The sequence below is a fragment of the Shewanella xiamenensis genome (assembly GCF_014647135.1).
Lineage (GTDB): Bacteria > Pseudomonadota > Gammaproteobacteria > Enterobacterales > Shewanellaceae > Shewanella > Shewanella xiamenensis.
In genome coordinates, this window is record NZ_BMOP01000010.1 from 59,843 (window position 1) to 78,496 (window position 18,654).

18 protein-coding genes are annotated in these 18,654 nt (G+C 45.2%); 11 read left to right on the forward strand and 7 right to left on the reverse strand.

Going from position 1 to position 18,654, the window contains the following annotated elements:
* Positions 1-456: 456 nt before the first annotated feature.
* From IEY09_RS10815 to IEY09_RS10825, 3 genes are all read right to left on the reverse strand, one after another.
* Positions 457-1,833 carry an RsmB/NOP family class I SAM-dependent RNA methyltransferase gene (locus IEY09_RS10815; protein WP_188871026.1) on the reverse strand — a complete coding sequence of 459 codons (1,377 nt, stop codon included), beginning with the start codon at positions 1,831-1,833 and terminating at the stop codon, positions 457-459.
* Between the two features lie 180 nt (positions 1,834-2,013).
* A complete protein-coding gene (locus IEY09_RS10820; RefSeq protein ID WP_144375549.1) occupies positions 2,014-2,682 on the reverse strand; it encodes a glutathione S-transferase family protein in 669 nt (222 codons plus the stop codon).
* A 60-nt stretch (positions 2,683-2,742) separates the two neighbouring features.
* Positions 2,743-3,375 (reverse strand): glutathione S-transferase, encoded by a 633-nt coding sequence (locus IEY09_RS10825; protein ID WP_144375550.1) that lies wholly within the window; start codon positions 3,373-3,375, stop codon positions 2,743-2,745.
* 155 nt (positions 3,376-3,530) lie between these two features.
* On the opposite strand from IEY09_RS10825, the gene IEY09_RS10830 reads away from it, so the two are divergent.
* Entirely contained in the window at positions 3,531-4,142 is a 612-nt protein-coding gene (locus IEY09_RS10830; protein ID WP_188871028.1) for a TetR/AcrR family transcriptional regulator, read from the forward strand.
* A 73-nt stretch (positions 4,143-4,215) separates the two neighbouring features.
* Here the strand turns inward: IEY09_RS10830 and IEY09_RS10835 are convergent, their stop codons facing one another.
* The gene (locus IEY09_RS10835; RefSeq protein ID WP_139122638.1) at positions 4,216-4,923 is read right to left on the reverse strand and encodes a DUF2461 domain-containing protein; all 708 of its coding nucleotides are present in this window, start codon (positions 4,921-4,923) and stop codon (positions 4,216-4,218) included.
* Between the two features lie 230 nt (positions 4,924-5,153).
* Here IEY09_RS10835 and IEY09_RS10840 point away from each other — a divergent pair, with 230 nt between their 5' ends.
* The 4 genes from IEY09_RS10840 (at position 5,154) to IEY09_RS10855 (ending at position 9,862) form a co-directional block, all read left to right on the forward strand.
* Positions 5,154-7,367 (forward strand): TonB-dependent receptor domain-containing protein, encoded by a 2,214-nt coding sequence (locus tag IEY09_RS10840; RefSeq protein ID WP_188871030.1) that lies wholly within the window; start codon positions 5,154-5,156, stop codon positions 7,365-7,367.
* 134 nt (positions 7,368-7,501) lie between these two features.
* Positions 7,502-8,065, forward strand: a complete 564-nt coding sequence (locus IEY09_RS10845; protein ID WP_144375554.1) for a PhnA domain-containing protein — start codon at positions 7,502-7,504, stop codon at positions 8,063-8,065.
* Between the two features lie 174 nt (positions 8,066-8,239).
* A complete protein-coding gene (locus IEY09_RS10850; protein WP_099457792.1) occupies positions 8,240-8,779 on the forward strand; it encodes a MarR family winged helix-turn-helix transcriptional regulator in 540 nt (179 codons plus the stop codon).
* A 69-nt stretch (positions 8,780-8,848) separates the two neighbouring features.
* Positions 8,849-9,862 carry a succinylglutamate desuccinylase/aspartoacylase family protein gene (locus IEY09_RS10855; RefSeq protein ID WP_037416636.1) on the forward strand — a complete coding sequence of 338 codons (1,014 nt, stop codon included), beginning with the start codon at positions 8,849-8,851 and terminating at the stop codon, positions 9,860-9,862.
* A gap of 119 nt (positions 9,863-9,981) precedes the next feature.
* Here IEY09_RS10855 and IEY09_RS10860 read toward each other — a convergent pair whose 3' ends face one another.
* Entirely contained in the window at positions 9,982-12,009 is a 2,028-nt protein-coding gene (locus tag IEY09_RS10860; RefSeq protein ID WP_069455418.1) for a methyl-accepting chemotaxis protein, read from the reverse strand.
* Between the two features lie 208 nt (positions 12,010-12,217).
* Here IEY09_RS10860 and IEY09_RS10865 point away from each other — a divergent pair, with 208 nt between their 5' ends.
* The 3 genes from IEY09_RS10865 (at position 12,218) to IEY09_RS10875 (ending at position 14,100) form a co-directional block, all read left to right on the forward strand.
* Positions 12,218-12,844 (forward strand): fumarylacetoacetate hydrolase family protein, encoded by a 627-nt coding sequence (locus tag IEY09_RS10865; RefSeq protein WP_144344911.1) that lies wholly within the window; start codon positions 12,218-12,220, stop codon positions 12,842-12,844.
* Positions 12,845-12,848: 4 nt separating this feature from the next.
* Entirely contained in the window at positions 12,849-13,457 is a 609-nt protein-coding gene (locus tag IEY09_RS10870) for a Crp/Fnr family transcriptional regulator (RefSeq protein WP_188871069.1), read from the forward strand.
* A gap of 136 nt (positions 13,458-13,593) precedes the next feature.
* Positions 13,594-14,100, forward strand: coding sequence for a YgjV family protein (locus tag IEY09_RS10875; RefSeq protein ID WP_188871032.1), 507 nt, complete (start codon positions 13,594-13,596; stop codon positions 14,098-14,100).
* A gap of 15 nt (positions 14,101-14,115) precedes the next feature.
* On the opposite strand, the gene IEY09_RS10880 is transcribed toward IEY09_RS10875, so the two are convergent.
* Positions 14,116-14,358 (reverse strand): hypothetical protein, encoded by a 243-nt coding sequence (locus IEY09_RS10880; protein WP_037416640.1) that lies wholly within the window; start codon positions 14,356-14,358, stop codon positions 14,116-14,118.
* 263 nt (positions 14,359-14,621) lie between these two features.
* On the opposite strand from IEY09_RS10880, the gene IEY09_RS10885 reads away from it, so the two are divergent.
* The 3 genes from IEY09_RS10885 to IEY09_RS10895 all read left to right on the forward strand — a co-directional run bounded on the left by IEY09_RS10885 (position 14,622) and on the right by IEY09_RS10895 (position 16,712).
* Positions 14,622-15,431: a hypothetical protein gene (locus IEY09_RS10885; RefSeq protein WP_069454588.1), complete on the forward strand. Its 810-nt coding sequence runs from the start codon at positions 14,622-14,624 to the stop codon at positions 15,429-15,431.
* A gap of 123 nt (positions 15,432-15,554) precedes the next feature.
* Positions 15,555-15,977: a DUF3224 domain-containing protein gene (locus tag IEY09_RS10890; RefSeq protein ID WP_099457797.1), complete on the forward strand. Its 423-nt coding sequence runs from the start codon at positions 15,555-15,557 to the stop codon at positions 15,975-15,977.
* A gap of 72 nt (positions 15,978-16,049) precedes the next feature.
* Complete coding sequence (locus IEY09_RS10895; protein WP_188871034.1) at positions 16,050-16,712, forward strand: hypothetical protein; 663 nt, start codon at positions 16,050-16,052, stop codon at positions 16,710-16,712.
* A gap of 151 nt (positions 16,713-16,863) precedes the next feature.
* On the opposite strand, the gene IEY09_RS10900 is transcribed toward IEY09_RS10895, so the two are convergent.
* A complete protein-coding gene (locus tag IEY09_RS10900) occupies positions 16,864-18,288 on the reverse strand; it encodes a hypothetical protein (protein WP_188871036.1) in 1,425 nt (474 codons plus the stop codon).
* Positions 18,289-18,654 lie beyond the last annotated feature (366 nt).

An 18,654-nucleotide genomic window follows, 5' to 3' on the forward strand; every position in this document is an offset into this window, starting at 1 on the left:
AGAAGGGGGGATACGTCTCGATGGAATTGCATTGGCGATTTTAGCCCGCACTCTAGGGTTTATCTTGATGATTATTAAATGAATAGATAAAAAGCGCATTGATATTGTGCGGAGGCAAAAAGAATGGCACTCAGAGAAAGAGTGCCAAGTTCTTATAAAAAATAAGGAGTTAGTGCTAGGGCGTGTTGACGTTTCGAGATTAGATTTTGTTCGTTCTGGCAAGCACGTGCTCGCGAAACGAGGAATGATGTGTAGTCATTCTACTCAAATGATGAGCGGCTCTTATGACTGAAAGTAAGAGCAAGGGTTTGCCAGACGAACCCTTCGGGCAGCATTTGGCTGGCGTTTCTGCTGCGTTATCGTCCGTTTATGTAGAATAACTACACTGCACGGACTTTGCCTTGCATAAAATCCAGCCAAATTGCTGCAAAAACAACCCTGAAACGTCAACACGCCCTAGAGATTGCGCTGCATACGCGCCACAAACATTCCATCTGTGTTGGCTTCGAAGGGCCACACGGTCAACATTTCTGTTTGTTCGCCTGTAAAGGGGTGGCGGATCGGCACTAGGCTGAACTCGGGATGTTGTTGTAAAAAGGCGGAAACTACTTGCTCATTTTCAACCGGTGACAGTGAGCAAGTGGCGTAGACTAAGCTTCCGCCCCGTTTTACCGCCTTACTGCTGCGGCTTAAGATATCCAGTTGCAGTGCTGCTTTATCTGTGACGGCATCGAGGCTGTCGAGCCAGCGCATATCTGGGTTACGGCGCCACGTGCCCGTGCAGCTACAGGGTGCGTCGACTAATACCCCGTCAAAATGGTTGGCGTCGACCGGCAGTGCATCACTGCGCCAGCGAGCAATGCTGATGCCGTCAAACTTTGCCCGTTGGGCGCGTTTACTGAGTTCTTCTAAGGCGTGGGCGCGAATATCCGACGACACAATTGAGCCTACAAACGGACTGTGCTGCTTAGCTGCGGCAGTTTGCATCAGTGAACGCAATTGCAGGGTTTTTCCGCCTGCGCCGCTGCAGGCATCCCACCAGTGTTGCCAAGGCTCTGGTGCACAAATTTGACCTATCACTTGCGAGGCTAAATCCTGGATCTCAATTTTGCCCTCTTTATAGAGTGATATTTCATTGAGATTCATGCTCTTAGTGCCAAGGTTTATGGCATCTTCAAAATAGGGGCTGAGACTCGCATCAATCTCAAGCGCTTGTAGTTGCTTAACAGCTGTTTGGCTGTTGATTCCCTGTGCACGTCCCCAAATCGGTGGCCGGCTAGACATGGCTTCGATGAGATTTGGGCGCAGCTCTGGAGCAATTGGGCAGACCTGCCAAAACCATTCAGGCAATAAATCCGCGAATTCGAAGGACACTTCGGGAAATTGGCGCCGTACCAGTGCCAATTTATCCGTTAAGCTATTAACGCTAAGGGATTGAAGCTGTTGATAATCAGCTGGCGATTGGGCGAGCTCATGCCAGGCTTGGGCGATATCTTGCCATGGATGGGCTTCGATTAGGGCGCTCGCGCTGAGCATGGCAAAAAATTGTGGCGCCTGTTGATGATCGGCCGTGGCTTTAAACCAGCCCCACCAACGGAACAGGCTAAATAAGGATTCGCGGATGACTTTGCGATCCTTCGAGCCGTGCTTTTTATGTTCCCTAAAGTAGTTCGCGAGCACTCGGTCGGCGGGTTGCTTGGTATTTAAAATCTCATCGAACAATAACTTAATGGTATTGGCATAGCTCATCGCGCGTTTTTGTGCGGGCGTTTGCGGTTCGATATTAAATGCAGAGTGAATAGTGGTAGATGATAAGCCGTTTGGATTGCCCATAAAGTTAGCCTGAAAAGTGGCTCGGCCGAGTGACATCCATCCGATGGGATGAATATGGCCAAGCAAATCAATAAGTGGCGCAGAGTGTAGCAGTTTTACGTATCGCTAGCAGTAAAAAAGCCCCAATGCTGAGTTGGGGCTTGATGGGAAAAACGAATGCGCGCGTGAGGAAAGGATGACTTACTTAGTCACCATCTTCTGGATTTGCTTAGCACGCTCTTCATCACTCAATACTGAGGGCGGAGGTGTCACTATGCCTTTTTGACAGGCGGGGCGCAGGGCTAACTCATCTAACCAACGTTGTAAGTGAGTGAGTCCTTCCATGTTGATGCCGCTCCATTCATGGATGCGCACCCATGGCCAAGTCGCGATATCGGCAATGGTGTACTCATCACCGGCCAGATACTGATGCTTGGCTAACTGGGTGTTCATTACTTCAAACAAACGTCGGCCTTCTTTTTGATAACGTTCAATGGCCGCGGGGATTTTTTCGGGGAAGTAACGGTAAAACACGTTAGCTTGACCCATCATCGGGCCAACACCGCTCATTTGGAACATGAGCCACTGAATGACCTGCGAGCGTTTTTTAGGATCGGCAGGCAAAAACTTACCGGTTTTTTCCGCCAGATACAGAAGAATTGCGCCGGACTCGAACACCACAAAGTCCTCGTTATCTCGGTCGATAATGGCTGGAATACGGCCATTAGGGTTAATGGCGAGAAACTCAGGCTGCTTCTGTTCGTTGGTATTGAAATCTAATTTATGCACTCGATAGTCGAGACTCATTTCTTCAAGCGCGATGGAAATTTTAAAGCCGTTCGGGGTCGCGGCGGTATATAAATCAATCATAGTCATCCCTTAAGTCTTAACTGGTTAATGCTTAACTTGGGTGCCCAACGGGCATCGCTGCTAGTTTTTTGGGGTAAGCGACACTATCGCGGGGCGCTGGGCCACTGTCGCAAACCATGCCTGAATATGGGGCAGGGTGTCATCCACCAGAATATCTAAGTTTTTAATAAAGCTAATAAAAACGTATGCAGAAATGTCGGCAATCGTAAAGTTATCGCCCGCAACATAGCTTGATTTGGCTAATTGTTGGTCTAAGGTCGGCAGGAAGTCAATGACCCGTTGGCGTGATTCTGCGCCCCAGGCTTCGACGCAATTTTCTCTATCTTTATAGATACCCGTTAGGTTTCTAAAGGCTTGAAAGCCGACCATCAGACCTTGTAATTCAATGATACGTTGCCACATTTCTACTTTGGCACGCTCTAGCGGGCTGTTACCAAATAGTGATAGTGACGTTTCACTGGGATGGATTTCTTCTAAGTAGCGGCAAATAGCCACGGATTCACACAGATAGCTACCATCATCGAGTTCAAGCAGGGGAATACGGCCGTTTAAGCTTTTGGCTTTAAATTCAGGGCTGAGGTTTTCACCGCCGCGAATATCAACATTCACACGTGGGATATCGATGCCTTTTTCGGCGAGGAAAATACTCACGCGTCTTGCGCTTGGCGTAGGGGCTAATTCATAAAGCTTCATGCTCTTTCCTTCTGTTAATCTTTAAGTTTGGCTAAATAGAGCTTTAACGGAACGATCGGTTAGGATAAAATTTACGCCATATCTAAACGGTCAGTCAAGAATGTTTTTGCCATATAGCACTCCGTTTAATGCAGGCATCAATGTAGGTTTGAACCATGGCACGCAGTTGTAATTTTGATAGACAAGAAAAGCTCATTCAGGCGATGGAGCTGTTTTGGCGTAAGGGATTTGCCGAGACATCGATTGCCGATCTGGTCGAACACTTAGGGATTAATCGCTTCAGCTTGTATAACAGTTTTGGTGATAAACAGAGTTTATATCGTGAATGTTTACGTTTTTATCTCGACCATTATTCCTTTGGGGCGAAGGAGAAAATCCTGCATGCACAGGCGGGATTAAATGAGATCTTGACCTATTTAGCGCGATTTGTGGCCTTGCAGCGCGAGCAAGAGTATGGCTGCTTTATGCAGAATGCAGTATTAGAAAAATGTCTCGATGATGACTGCGTGCAGCAAGAGTGCCAGCGCTTATTTGCCCAGTTGCAGACTCACTTCACCGGTGTATTACGCTACAGTCAGCGACAGGGTGAGTTATCTCAATCGGTTCAGCCTGAGTCGCTAGCGGCTTTTTTAGTGCTTCAATTACAAGGGATTAGAGTGTTAGGCAAGGCGAAGGAATACGCCCTGTTGGATAACGCATTTACGGTATTAAGCGAATACCTTAAGAGTCTCGCGTTGACGCCACTTAAGCCCGTCGATGTGAAATAGGGCGTAGATTAAACCGATAAGTATGAGACCAAGTCAATGCTTGGCCTCGTGAACCGCAAAACTTATGCAAAAACTAAAAGTCCAACTCGAGGGCAAAGCACAAGTAGGCCATTAATTGGCTACAGTGGGCGAATTGTTCGGCGCAGTAGCGGGTGGCATCGGCTTGGCAGAGCCGTTCAAAGGGAATGGGTTTTAGCGCGATAAAGTCCTTACGTTTGAGCTCGGTTAGCATGGAGTGATGCTTATCGAATCCCTTTGGCGGGCGCGTCAAACTATCACCATCCATCACAAATCCATGGTCTATTAAGGTTTGCAGCGCTTTTTTGTAGCCATTGGGATTTTCATCAATACAAGTCCGAATCGCATTGAGCGCCTTCGACTCGGGGTGCCAAATACCCGCGGCAATAAAACATCCATCCTCGGCAATGTGTAAATACAGCCCTGGTGCATGCACATCTTTACCCTGAAAATGCCGAAACTGGATCCCCACATTGGTCTTGTAGGGTGTCTTATCGTTGCTAAAACGGCTATCGCGCTGCGGGCGCATTAAGCTGCCACCGACTTTTTTGGCTACCGCGGTCAATCTTGGTGAAATCGCAATTATATGAGGCTGAATTTGTTCGATAAAACGCAGTGCGGGCGTTCTGACGTTATCTTCATATTCATCCTGATGAGCTTTAAACCAGTCGCGGGAATTATTGAGCGAAAGCCGTTTGAGAAAATCTAAGCTGGCAGCGGTAAATGCCAACTCGGTTCGAGGTTGTGCGGTGAGCTTAGTCATATCCATAAAACCTTTGAGGTGCTTGAGACTGAGATTCCGACTGTTAGTCAAAACAGGTTAGTGCGAGTTGAACAAATGTGTGTGGATATTGCAAATTCTTCGAGTATTTCCCTGCAGTTACCATCAGGTTGTGATTTACATGTAAAGCCAGGTGAGAATTATTCTCATCTTTGACGTTGATGCCTATAATGCCGCCCTATTTTTTACACTATGTAACAGGGGATGGGGAGATGGGATATCAACCTAAGAGCACGATATCAAAAGCAATCATGGGCTGTTTGGGCTTAAGCGTATTGCCCGCGTTGCCACTCAATGCCAAGGAAGTATTAGGAGCGCCTAAGGTCGAGCCAATTGAGATATTACAAGTACATGGCCAGCAATACCGCCGAGCGACCACTATGACTAAGCCGGGCGAGGCGATCATCTCGATGGAGCAAATTGAAGAGATGCAAGCGACCACATTTGCTGAAGTTATCGATGATATGGCCGGTGCCCATGTTGATGGTGGTACTCGCAGTGGCGGCGAGCGCATTAACGTATGGGGATTTGGCGAAACCGAAGATTTCAACATTTATGTCGATAACGCCCCCGTGGGATTTGAGCAGTATCGCTATGGGTCGTTCTTCTTAGATCCCGATTTAATCAAGCGAGTCGAAGTGATTAAAGGGGCCCACGATGTCCGCTCAGGTAACGGCGGCTTTGGCGGCTCCATGTATGTTGTGACTAAATCTGCTGATGATTTTTTAAATTACAATCAAAACCTTGGCGCCCGAGTCAAAGCCAGTTACGCCAGTAATAACGACGCCAAAAGCTACACGGGAACGGTTTATGGACGAGCGAATCAACAACTTTCAGGTTTATTGCATGTCACCCGCCGCGATGCGGGGGATGTGACGCTCGCCAATGGTGAAGCATTTGAATACTCAGGTTATGAGCAAAATAATTACCTTGGCAAACTGGATTATGAGCAAGGTGACCATCAACTCATGTTGAGCCTGACCCATTATCTCGACGAAGGCCGAAAGCCTTGGGCCAATCGCCGCGGTCCTATGCCCGCGATTTCTGATTATAACATCCGTAAATATGGCTCCTATGAACTGGCGCTCTATGCCACCACGGCCTACAACACCTATGAAGACAATACCTGGTCGGCGAATTATCGCTATTCCCCAAGTAATCCTTTAATTGATACCCAAATTGTGGTTTCCCATTCTGCCAATGCACGCCATTGGATCAGGCCGCCAATCGCGTGGGAAAAGATGACAGTCTCCGTCGGCAACTTCGGCCATGAATCTTGGTTGGATTACAAGCGTGACTACATTGACATCAACAACTTAAGTATTGTTGGTAATCATGAAATCACCACTGGATTGCAGTTCCGCAGTCTCGATAGGGATTCAATGGTCTTTAACAAAAGTTATGAGAAAAATCCCGAGAAAAACTACGGTTGGTACACTCCTTACTATCAGCCCGAAGGGCGTCAGGATACCTATGCAGTCTATTTGCGCGATGCGATTAGTGTGACGGATGAGCTGACCATCACTCCTTCGCTACGATATGACTTTATCTACAGCATTGGTCGCCCCAACATTGCCCCCGATTACAACGATATCGAGGCAGGGCACGACTACAGTTCGACTCACCATTCGGGCTTTTCACCGCGATTGGGTATCGACTACCAGTTAACAGCGAATACTCGAGTGAATTTCGATTACGCCTACAGCTTACAGGCGCCAGTGGTCGATGAAATCTATGCAGTGCAATACGCCAAGGCGAGCATTACTGGCACGAGTCGAGATATCGATGTGGAGCGTCTGCACGCCTTTAAACTGGGCTTAATGACGCAGCAAACGAGTCTTTTTGCCGCCCAAGATACGCTTTCAACCCAAGTGACCCTCTTTGCCAACTTGGGACGGGACGATATTGCTCAGCGCCGCGGTGCAAAGTCCGACCCAAATCAAGCGATTCAAAGTGGTTATACCAATCTTGACGGCTATGAGATCTACGGCGCCGATCTCGAGTCCCAATACCGTTATCAGGATTTCTTCAGTGACTTAGCCGTTTCTTGGTTACAGGGCGAGCATCAGGGATCGCTCAGAGACAGCCAAGGCGAGGATGAATACCTTGCGAATATCGCGCCGCTGGATATTCGCCTGCGTGTGGGTATGTATATTACCGATGACATTTCAGTTGCTTGGCAGGGGACTTGGTATGATGCACAGGATAATGTGCCTGAAGGTGATATTTTTAATGCAGAGTCCCCAAGTGAGAATTACTTCTTACAAAATATATATTTAGCCTACGAGCCTCAAGAAACACTGAAAGGGCTCAGCGTGCGTTTAATGGCAAAAAATCTCACAAATCAGCAGGTGACGCCGTTTCTGTCGGATGGTATCCCCGCGCCGGGGCGAGATGTCAGACTCAGTTTAGCTTATGAATTTTAAGGATTAAATGGCAATTCTAAGGGTGAAGAAATAGATAACTCATATAAAAAATAGGGTTATCTTGCCTTCCCCCCTGCCGTGAAAAGCCAATTTATGGCATAATCCGCGTTTTATTACGCATATAGACAGAAAAAATGACTGAAAATGAATTGCTAACTCGCTGTGGCGGCAAATGTGAACTCTGCGCAAGTGACGTCGAACTCTCTATTTATGACTTACCGGCTTCCGATGGTCATGAAAACGAGATTATGATTTGTGAAAATTGCAGCAGCCAAATTGCAGCGCCGGATACTATGGACATGAACCACTGGCGTTGTCTGAACGACAGCATGTGGAGCCAAGTCCCTGCGGTTCAAGTGATGTCATATCGCATGCTGAAACGCTTAAGCGGTGAAAGCTGGGCGCAGGATCTGCTCGATATGTTGTATCTTGAAGATGATTTACGCGCTTGGGGTGATGCCGAAGCCGCTGCCTCCAGTGATGATACGCCACCGACTTTAGACAGCAACGGTGCCGTGCTTAACGCCGGCGATACCGTGGTCATCATTAAAGATCTTAACGTCAAAGGTACCAGCTTTGTGGCAAAACGTGGCACCGCAGTACGCAATATTTCGTTGACCAACAATCCAGAGCATATCGAAGGTCGTGTGAATGGTACTCGCATTGTGATCCTGACCTGTTTTGTGAAAAAGTCTTAAGTCATTTCGCTTAAACTTGCTTAAACGTAAAACCGCCCAATTTGTATCAATTGGGCGGTTTTTTTATGCAGAATTTACTCTTATCTACCCACTAAAAGTAGCCACATATACAAATCATTAAATTAGGCGATAAAATGGTTAGCATGTGAAGAATCTTTATATAGAGATAAACCTATGGCAAACGACTCGCAACTACTCGACGCAAAGCAAATGTCGGCTTCAGTTGAAGATGGATTAGATAAAATCCTCGGCCAGTGGCGGGCTGAAGGGGTGACAGAGGATTTAGTCCCAATGGCGGTGTTAGGGCGCATCGCAAGGCTGACCAAATATATGGAAAACGCTATCGCCTTATGCCACGGCGAATTTGGCTTAGGTCAGGGGGAGTTTGATGTGCTCGCGACACTCAGACGCTCAGGTAAGCCTTATACTTTATCGCCTTCGCAGCTGTATCAAAGCATGATGTTAAGTTCAGGCGCCATGACCAGTCGTTTAGACCGACTGGAAAATAAAGGCTTGATTGCCCGTGAGCACTGTAAGGAAGATCGCCGTGCCGTGCATGTTTCCCTCACTTCGGCAGGTAAAGCACTGATTGAGGCTGCGCTCCCCAAACATATCCAATGTCAGAGCGCGCTATTATCGGGGGTCCAGACTGCTGAGCGTGTGGCATTGCAGCAAATTTTAAAACACTGGTTAACCCAGTTTGAAGGCGAATAATAGCTTGGGCGTGTTAAGGCTTAATACTAGAGTTATCACATACAGCGCAATGCATATCAGGGAGTGACCATGGTTAAAAAACGCGAAGCGTTTGAGATTGAAGGCAAACGAGTCATTGCGGGTACGCAAATGGGGATTAAATTACCCGCTGCCAAGCTTTATACCGATACCCAACTCGATATTCATGTCGAAGTCTTTCACGGCCTCAAACCTGGGCCGACACTCTTAGTCTGTGCTGCTATCCATGGCGATGAGCTCAATGGTATTGAGATCTGTCGGCGGTTACTTGGACGGGTTAACCCTAAAAATTTAGCCGGTACTCTGATTGTGGTGCCCATAGTCAATGTGTTTGGTTTTATTCAACAATCCCGTTATTTACCCGATAGGCGCGATCTCAACCGTTGCTTCCCAGGCTCCAGTAAAGGGGCGTTGGCAAGCCGGTTAGCCAACCTGTTTGCTACTCAGTTATTAGTCCATGCAACCCATGTGATTGATTTGCATACGGGGGCTATCCATAGAGATAACTTACCGCAAATCCGTTGCGATACCGGTGATGAAACTATGTTAGCCATGGCGAATGCCTTTGGCGCACCGCTTATTATGCACTCTAAGGCGCGTAGCGTGTCGATGCGCGGCTATGCGAATCAGCAGGGCATTCCCTGTATTTTGTATGAGGCGGGCGAGGCGCTGCGCTTTAGTGAGCTTGCAATTAAGTCGGGTCTTAAGGGCGTGCTCAATGTGATGCGTAGCCTTGGTATGCTCAAGGGGCGAGTCAGTAACAAGATTGCGAGTGTCAGTGCGATACGCAGCTATTGGATCCGCAGTGAGTCCGATGGCTTAGTCAATATGAAGCTCAAACTCGGTCAACGGGTTAATAAGGGCTATATTATTGCCCATATTGTCAGTCCGCATGGCGGTGATAGTGTGGCGATCCGCGCGCCAACGGATGGCATTATCATCGGGATCAGTAATATTCCTGTGACGAATGAAGGCGAGGGCATGTTTCATATTGCGCAGTTCGAAGGCGATGAGATCGAAATTGCTAACGAGCAACTCGATGAGTTTTTAATGGAATATGCTTAGGCTGTTATTCTGCCAGTATTTGCTAAAAAAGCAGCCATCAGTTTACTGATGGCTGTTGTTTTTATGTGGTTATCTCGGCTCTGATACATTTAGCCATATAAGTATCAATGCACTTATTGCTACAGTGTAAAGCGTTCGACAGAGCGGGTGAGCGAGTGGGCTAATTGAGTCACTTGGTCACTGCGTTTTGCCATATCCATTGCCTCATGGGCATTTTGATCTGCCGCGAAGGCGACTTCTCCCATACTGGACTCAATATGTCGGCTGTAATCGAGTTGTTGGTGGGCAGCTTGGGTAATTTGTAAACTCATCTCATTAATGGCACTGAGTGTGACTTCAATCTGTGCTATGGCATGGTGGAGTGTTTTACTTTGCTCCACACAGTCGTTGGCTTGTGTTTGCCCTGAGCTTATGGCCGTTGAGGCCGTGGTAGTTTCCTGCTGTAACGCTAAGATCATCTGTTGGATTTCGGCGGTTGAGGCTTGTGTCCTTGAGGCTAATGAGCGTACTTCATCGGCAACGACCGCAAAACCTCGACCATGTTCGCCAGCCCTTGCGGCTTCGATGGCGGCATTGAGGGCGAGTAGGTTAGTTTGTTCTGCAATGCTACTAATGGTGGTGAGAATCCCACCAATATTGTGGCTGTGTGCACTAAGGCGCGACATGATAGCGACAGAATCACTTAGCTTTGTGCTTAACTCCGCTATTTTGGCTTGATTATCGGCGGCAATAAGCTGGGCTTGTTGGCTATGTTTCGATGCTTGGGTGATTTGTGTTGCCGAACTACTGGCTTGTTCTGCAACAAGGTTAGAGCTGGTAAACATTTGTTCTGTTAAGGCTTTCGTGCCATTGATGCGCTCAATTTGTGCGGTAGCTGCATTAGCGATGTCTTGACCTTGCTGATGTGTTTGTGTGGCTGAATTATCTAAAGAGTGGGCGTCATTGCTGATATGGGTTAATAATTTAGCCAGATCATCACAAAGAGTATTCATATTATCAATAAGTACCCCAAATTCATCATTGTGACGTTTAGGTATTCTCTTGGATAAGTCTCCCCTTGCAATGTTTGCTAGCGCACTATTTGCCAAGGTGAGTGGTACTAACATGGCCCTTAGGGTAAAGAAGGATATTGAACTGACCATAAACACAAACATGGCCGCTAGTACAATGGCCAATGTTTGACCGCGTTGAATATCGTCATTTGCAATGTTTTGCAACAGACTAAAACGTCTGTCAGCTAGGGCTAATAATTTATCTAACGCAAGGGTATTGGCATTAAATTCTTGTTCCGTATTTTTAAAATGCTGTTCTGCTTGAGTGTGATTATCAACCACTTGCTGTTGTGCCAGATATAGCTCGCCTGGGGTTGAAAGTAACCGATTGAATATGGTGGCTTGTTGCTCAAAAATCTCCAGCAATCCTAGGGTATTTATCCCCGAAGCTTGTTGTTTTAAAAAGGTAAAGTTAGTACTTAGATTCCCTAGCAATAGGGCTATATCCTGTTTATGCGAGTTTATAGAATGAGAATCCTGAGCATGCGTTAGCTCTGACATTGTGTTGGTTAATGTGTAAAGCATATCGTCAATGCGGGTTCCTGTTCCGATTATCTCCTCCAAAAGTGCCGGATTATCGGGCAATGAGATCGTTTCTAAATCGATCATTGCATTACTTGCTTGCGTTTTTGCCTCAATAAACTGATTAAAAAGTGTTTGATAATGTTGTTTTGCTTGTTCGTTCGCGAGCTTAGCGCTAAACATATCTTGGCTTTGTTGCTGGTAGGCTTGGTAGCGTTTTTGAGCTTCATTCAGTGATGCTTGCATCTGGGGTTGGTCGCTAACCATCTGTTTCAGCTCGTTTTCAATACTTTGATATTTATGCTCTAGCGCATTGAATCCTTTTTGGCTTTGCATGAGCTCTGCGGTGTCATTTTGGCTATGGGCTAAAGTTGCAAGGCGCGACATTTTAACGAGCACAAGTTGTAAGTTATTGCTTTGCTTCTGAACCGGTATGGCGAGTGTCTCGATATTGCTATAACTGATTTGAACTTGATAGAGCGAATAGTAGAAGAAGCTATTGCCAGCTAAGAGCAGGATACCAATTGCGCTGAAGCTTAAGAGCATTTTTTGCTTGATACTGAGTGTTAACATTGAGTCATCGACCTTTTCGTCTATGATGTCAGCCAAATAAGGCGATAACATCGCGTGGACAAGGGAAGAATACGCCGTAGTACAAGTACTTAGTTGCTTGTTTTTATTGGGGTATAAAAATAAGTGTAGCAGAGAGTTGTCAGAGTAAAGTCTTAACGAAGAAGGCTTGGATAATTATGTTGTCCCGCTGATGTTTAAAGGAGCATTAATGAAAACGGTGATGTTAGAAAATAAGGCTATTGCTCCCAGCAAAATCCTTTGTATTGGGCGTAACTATGTTGACCATATCCATGAGCTTGGCAATGAAATCCCCGATGATATGGTGGTGTTTTTTAAGCCTAATTCGGCCATCAGTACTCAATTAAATTCCCAGCATCTTGGTGAGACGCTGCACTATGAAACCGAGCTGTGTTTTTTGTATCAGCAGGGGCGCTTTAGCCATGTGGGCGTGGGGCTGGATCTGACTAAGCGGGAACTACAAAGCAAACTTAAGGCCAAGGGATTACCGTGGGAAAAAGCCAAAGCCTTTGATGGTGCAGCGCTTTTTAGCCCTTTTGTTGCGATTGATGATCCGAGCGCGCAATTTCAATTTAGCTTAAGTATTGATGGGGTGTTAACCCAAGAAGGCGATATTGATTTAATGATCTATTCGCCGCAAACCATTTTGTCGGAGTTGCAACGCTTTACTCGTTTAGAAGATGGCGACATTGTGATGACGGGCACCCCAAAAGGCGTCGGCATCATTCCACCGAATCGCATCTTTAAGGTGACCTTAGGATTAAAGGATGCGTCACACCAAGCGCCCTTGGTCGAATGTGAATGGCAAAGTCGGTGATGCAATGACGGCGCACTCTGCATCGGCTCATCAGGCGGCAACTGAGCAGGCAATCAAACCCCTTTGGCAATATTTGCTCGCTTTAGGGGCCGAGCCTGAGCATTTAGCGCCGCTACTCACCCAAGCAAGGGCGTTTTCATATCAGCCCGAGGAGTGCTTATTATCCCAAGGCGAGTACCAAACATTTGCCTATTTTGTGGTGGATGGCATAGTGCGCGCTTGCCACTATACCCAAGAGGGGAGTGAGCGTTGCAAGGAGTTTTACTTCGAAGGAGAGCTTTGTTTCTTATATAGCAGCTGGCTAAAGCAGGATGTTGCGCCCTATCAGTTAGAAACCGTCGGTGCTTGCAGGTTAGTGCAAATACCACTTGCTGTGCTAAATGAGCCATTTATGCAACAGGTACAACTTGCGCTACTTAAACAGCAGTTATTGTATAAAGAACAAAAAGAAGCCTTTTTACTCCTCAATACGCCAGAGCAGCGTTACTTACATTTACTCGAATATTTTCCCCTCTGGGTTGAGCGCTTAACCCATGCCCAACTGGCTAATTATATTGGTATTACCGCCATTAGCTTGTCGCGTATCCGTAAACGTTTACAAGATTCGTCGTAAAATTTCCTGCCAATTAACTTAAGTTAATGCGCCTAAAAGTGATTCCCTTCATGCTCCTTAGCGATTGCTAATTCAAGCAAATCCGTTTGATGTTGGGCGACGTTTAAGCCTATACCGAACTTTTAAGGAGCCTATTGTGGATGCTTTTACTCTGTCGCAATTGTTGGTGGCCATTGCCATCGTATTTGACGTGATATCGTTTCAATTTAAAGCGCGCGAACGCATTGTCGCTTGCTTATTTATGTCGGGGATCTTGATTTCAATCCACTTTTGCTTGTTAGCGCAATGGACTGCGGCGGGATTGATGGGGATTGCCACAGTGCGTTACCTCACCAGTATTTTTACCACGTCTAAAAAGGCCATGTGGGGTTTTAGTGGGGCGGCGGTGTTGATGAGCGGCTTGACCTTCAGCGGGCTTGTGAGTGTGATCAGTTGTATCGGTACACTATTTCAAACCCGTGCGGCATTTTGTCAGCGTGATAAAGACTTGCGGCTACTGATGATAGTCGGCACCAGTTTTTGGTTAGTCCACAATATCTTAGTAGGCTCGCCAGTGGCGGTCTTAATGGAAATGTTGTTTATTGGCAGCAATTTAGTGGGATATTATCGCCATTATTTTCGCGAGAAATTAACCCCATGGTAATGCGAAAGCTGTCGATTAAATCCCCGTCACGGCTTCCATATCGAGTTCGATATCAGTACACCCCTTAGGGCAGAAAATGCCTGCGGCTTGCTCGGCTTTGGCGGTCTCGGGCAAGATGACTTTGAGGGTTTGATTGCAGCTTGGACATTGCACTGGTTTGCCCTTAAAGACGCGCTTAATTAAGTTTTTTTGTTCATTAAACGAGTGTGCCGTAGTTTGGTTTAACACGGCAAATGGGCTAGTAGAGGCATTGGTCATTGGCAATTAAATCCTTAATACTCGATCGTTTTTTAAGACTGCTGGTGTCGTTTAAGCCAAGGAATTATAGCCCGATTGCGAACATTAATGAAAAGGCTGAATCATATATATGCCAGCATGGGTTAACTTGCTGAACTTGTGCTGACTAAAGCAAAAATATGCGATTTTGGCCTTGTAGAAAGAGCGATTTTTTGATGCTATCAGCAAGGCTGGTTTTGCCATCAGCGCAAATGATACAGCACTTAGGCTATTGGGGGAGAAAAATGAGTATGTTTGTTAAAGTCACCATCGCGGCGACAGTCCTAGTGCTGAGTATTCTTGCCGTGGGAGTTTATCGCTTTAACATGACCAATGATGATATTTACATGGTCATGGAAGATGGCCAAGTGTTGCAATACGATGAGGCCATGGCGCAGGCTGATGCTAAGGCAAAAGCCCAAGAAGCCAAATTATTAAGCAGTGAAGATGTGCTTGAATCTGTGGTACCCAGTGAAGTCAAGCCCGTTGCTAATGCCTCCGAAGTGATGCTTAAGCTGTTTAGTTTAAATACCGCTAATAAATTTGAAGTGAGCTTACCGGACAGCCACAAAGCCGTAGTGTTAACCCACTTTATTAACGTTAAACAAACGGAGTTTGCTATTGGGGATTATCAGGATGGCGAGGCTAAAGGCCGAGTGTTATTAGATTATTTACGAGTTACTCCGCTTAATTTTGACCCCGCTTTAGAGCCTGATACCCAAAGTGATGCGCCATTACAGGATGATCCACAGCAGCAAACCATGCCCTTTGTGGCGCCTTTTATTGTGACTAACCAAGGTTCAGGTGTGTTCTGGTATCTTGGCTTGTTTAGCCTAGATTATGGCCAAAATCGTGTGCAGCACTTAGGCAGTGTATTTATTGGCGATCGTATTGAGGTCGATAATATTGAACCTGTTTATCCCTTTGAAGCCCCATTTAAAGTTGCTGTTACTTACCGTGAGAGGGCGGCTGATCAACCCATGACAACACCGCCAACTGTAATTAAAACCCTTGAAATCGGTGTCAGTGAATCAGAAATCAAAGCGCTACATTAGGTTTAGAGCGGGGCTTATGCTAAGTTAATTTTACCTCAGCTGCGGCTGAGGTATTTGTTTCACCTAGCGGCCGGAAAGCGAAGGTTTTGGCATAAAGCATAAAATTAAAACAAGGAGCGTGTTATGGAAATGACCAAAGTCACAGGCAAATTTGATGTTAAGCTCAATCCCGAGAATGCCTATGCCACAGGTGTGGGCGGTGTGAATCTTGGCAGAATGGCCTTAGATAAAACCTTTTATGGTGAGCTAGAGGCCCGCAGCCAAGGCGAAATGCTTAGTGCCATGACCGCCGTAAAAGGCTCAGCGGGATACGTGGCGATAGAGCAAGTCGTGGGTAAACTGTGCGGCAGACAGGGCAGTTTTGTGCTGCAACATTTTGGCATTATGACCGATGGACAAAACCGCTTACACCTTGAGGTCGTTCCCCATTCTGGCGCGGGTGAACTCACTGGGCTATATGGCACTATGGCGATCAGCATTGAAAACGGTCAACATTTTTATGAATTTAGCTTTTGTTTTGAGCCAGCATCGGAAGTTGAAGCTTAGAGCGTATTGAGGTTTTAGGGCATGGTTGGCTATTGGGGTGCAAGGTCAACATCTATTTGAGGAATGGGTTAAGTGGCTCAGAATCGACCTTCAAAAAATGCACGTTATATCAAGGTGCTAAGTACCCAATACCGACCTATTTTATGGTTTTTTGCCGTTGTATTGTTAGTGCTCGCGTTACTCAGTGCTCGTGCGGCATGGTTACAACCCGATCCGGTTTTGCGACTTGTGTTAGGCTGGGCGGCATTTTTCTTGTTTCTACCCGCGTTACCGATAGCCTTTATTCAGCAACAGTGTTGGTTAGATGTCGAGCGACAACAATTTTGGCTTGGCAAAGGCGTTATTAATGGCAAATCGCTTGGCTTATGGCGCTGGCGGTCCTATGCCTTTTCGGATATTCACGCCGTGCAACTCTATCTGCTGCAAACAACCCATTGGCACCAGTTCGAGCGTAATCGCCAAGCAGAAGATATCGTTGAGCATTATCTCGCCTATCTACAATTGCAGCAGCCTAAGGGCGCGCAACTAAAATTGGCTAACAGCACTGATAGAAAGGAATTACAACAAGCGTTGCAGCAATGTGCCCAGGATATAGGCTGTAAATTTCAGGACTTTAGCAACACCACTCAAAAATCCCTCCCTAAAAGCCGTGAATTTAATTTTATGCGGGTGTTAATTGTGCTCACGATATTTATCCTGATCAATATCGTGATGTTGTCATCTATGGATCTTTAAAACCGCAGCTTATATTTGTGTCTGAGTTATGGGAAATTGCCAGTTCAATGGCATTGCGTTTCGCTAACTGATACAGGCCGAATTTTTGCATGGCAAATCGGAAAGCATTATGTTGTTGATTTATAATTGACGGTCTGGATTCTATTTAGAATTATACGTAATCTATTATGTGACGGTAGCGAGCTAGAATATCTGGATATTTACGTAACCTATCCTCAATGTCGAAAGAGTTCCACCAGAGTATTGCATTCTGTTCTTTTCTATCTCTTTGACGCTCTAACATTTCTGTCAAATCGCGTGTAGTTTGGGTATTAACAACTAACATATAACCGTCAGGTCGATAGTCAAAAATCGTATTTGGCATGTCTACATCTGATTTTCCAATTGACAATTTGTTAGAGTTTTTTAAATTTGTTTTACACTGAATAATCATTTTTCCCAGTTTAAAAGACTTAATGTCTTTTGAAACTTGATTTTCATGATGAAGCATGTTGTATTCACAAATCAAATCTCTCCCATTATCCCCTTGATTTGTAGGTGCAACTTTTTTGACAGAAAAAAACCACGGTTCACGATTTAAAAGTTCAAGAATTAGATCCTCAAACTCTCCGCTGGCTTGACGATCGATAATGTTCCATTCGAATTTTTTGTCACCAAAAAGTAAAGAGATCTCTTTTTGTTGGCGTAATCTAATTAATTCTTTTTCTTCAGCAATAGACTCTAAGCCACAGTTACTATACTTAATTATAAGATGATGCTCACTAATAAAAATGAGCTGGTTTTCTTGTGATATTACTTTTAAATCAGTTGTGTCTCCCAGAATAACTGCAAGATTTTTAGCAAACTGCTCATCCTTAAATGGAATAGTTGTACGTATGTCATTAATTATTTCTATTGTTGATGTAACTCCATTTATAACATCTATAGTTTCATCTTTAGTCGTAAGCTCTTTAAGTAAATTAGATATATGAGCACTTTTTAATATCGAAAATCCAGCCGAGAAACTGCGAAAGAAAAGCCATTTAGGATTCACTCGGATATTAGCTACGTATGATTCATCACCACCTATAAATTCTCGTATTTTATTTACCCAATCATCGAGCTCAGGTGAGTTAGAATAAACATCTTCAGCGCAATAACTGACCGCGCCCAAAATATATCCTTGGTACATATGGAAGTTATAGAGATCCATTAAAATACGAAAAAAACATTCAAAGTCCTGTTCGCTATTTTTCCTAATGCGTTCATTTAGAGGTTGTGCTGGAAACCAATACATCCCGTATAATTCATCTTCAACGCCACTAAAATCATTTTTTTCACCTAGAAATCGAAATGAGCTCGTACCCTTAGATTTTGTAATAGCTGTAAGGATGGACGGTATAATTGCGTGTAAGTCAGTAACTTCCTCTATTCTCTGCTTTCGATAGTAGAAAATTGGAAACAGTTTATCATCAATATCCTCTAGAAATATTCTCCATTGAGGACAACAAGATAAACCGATGAATACTTGATTTTTATTATGCCTTGAAACGCTATAGCCAATTTGTTCAATTCGTTCTAGAAACTCTTCTATCATAATATTTTCAATATCCACCTAGCCATAAAATGCATCTAACATTTGTACAGAGTGCATGCTCATAAATTTATCTTAAATCAGTAGTGGAAATAATTTACAACCCACTGATTTAAGTTTGGTTTGTACGATAGCAAAAATTATTCTAGGTAGATAGCGCGCATATGCATGATTTCAGCTCGTTCTTATATAGGGCATCATTTTATGCCGTAAGTTGGCAGGCGAGCATTGTCACGGCAGTGGCCATCGAAAAAAGGGATTTTTCCGTTGAGCCCCCAGGGATGGGTTTACGGCGTGCCACTGAAGTGACAATGCCGAGCGGAAACTGAATTCCAACCAGCTTTTTGCATTATTTATTCAATTGATTGG

What these genes read in the sequence shown, in the direction of transcription:
- IEY09_RS10860 (WP_069455418.1), bottom strand. Translation starts at nt 12,009, where the DNA reads ATGTTAACACTCAGTATCAAGCAAAAAATGCTCTTAAGCTTCAGCGCA.
- IEY09_RS10830 (WP_188871028.1), top strand. Translation starts at nt 3,531, where the DNA reads ATGGCACGCAGTTGTAATTTTGATAGACAAGAAAAGCTCATTCAGGCG.
- IEY09_RS10835 (WP_139122638.1), bottom strand. Translation starts at nt 4,923, where the DNA reads ATGACTAAGCTCACCGCACAACCTCGAACCGAGTTGGCATTTACCGCT.
- IEY09_RS10850 (WP_099457792.1), top strand. Translation starts at nt 8,240, where the DNA reads ATGGCAAACGACTCGCAACTACTCGACGCAAAGCAAATGTCGGCTTCA.
- IEY09_RS10855 (WP_037416636.1), top strand. Translation starts at nt 8,849, where the DNA reads ATGGTTAAAAAACGCGAAGCGTTTGAGATTGAAGGCAAACGAGTCATT.
- IEY09_RS10890 (WP_099457797.1), top strand. Translation starts at nt 15,555, where the DNA reads ATGGAAATGACCAAAGTCACAGGCAAATTTGATGTTAAGCTCAATCCC.
- IEY09_RS10815 (WP_188871026.1), bottom strand. Translation starts at nt 1,833, where the DNA reads ATGGGCAATCCAAACGGCTTATCATCTACCACTATTCACTCTGCATTT.
- IEY09_RS10880 (WP_037416640.1), bottom strand. Translation starts at nt 14,358, where the DNA reads ATGACCAATGCCTCTACTAGCCCATTTGCCGTGTTAAACCAAACTACG.
- IEY09_RS10845 (WP_144375554.1), top strand. Translation starts at nt 7,502, where the DNA reads ATGACTGAAAATGAATTGCTAACTCGCTGTGGCGGCAAATGTGAACTC.
- IEY09_RS10840 (WP_188871030.1), top strand. Translation starts at nt 5,154, where the DNA reads ATGGGATATCAACCTAAGAGCACGATATCAAAAGCAATCATGGGCTGT.
- IEY09_RS10820 (WP_144375549.1), bottom strand. Translation starts at nt 2,682, where the DNA reads ATGATTGATTTATATACCGCCGCGACCCCGAACGGCTTTAAAATTTCC.
- IEY09_RS10865 (WP_144344911.1), top strand. Translation starts at nt 12,218, where the DNA reads ATGAAAACGGTGATGTTAGAAAATAAGGCTATTGCTCCCAGCAAAATC.
- IEY09_RS10900 (WP_188871036.1), bottom strand. Translation starts at nt 18,288, where the DNA reads ATGATAGAAGAGTTTCTAGAACGAATTGAACAAATTGGCTATAGCGTT.
- IEY09_RS10870 (WP_188871069.1), top strand. Translation starts at nt 12,849, where the DNA reads ATGACGGCGCACTCTGCATCGGCTCATCAGGCGGCAACTGAGCAGGCA.
- IEY09_RS10825 (WP_144375550.1), bottom strand. Translation starts at nt 3,375, where the DNA reads ATGAAGCTTTATGAATTAGCCCCTACGCCAAGCGCAAGACGCGTGAGT.
- IEY09_RS10885 (WP_069454588.1), top strand. Translation starts at nt 14,622, where the DNA reads ATGAGTATGTTTGTTAAAGTCACCATCGCGGCGACAGTCCTAGTGCTG.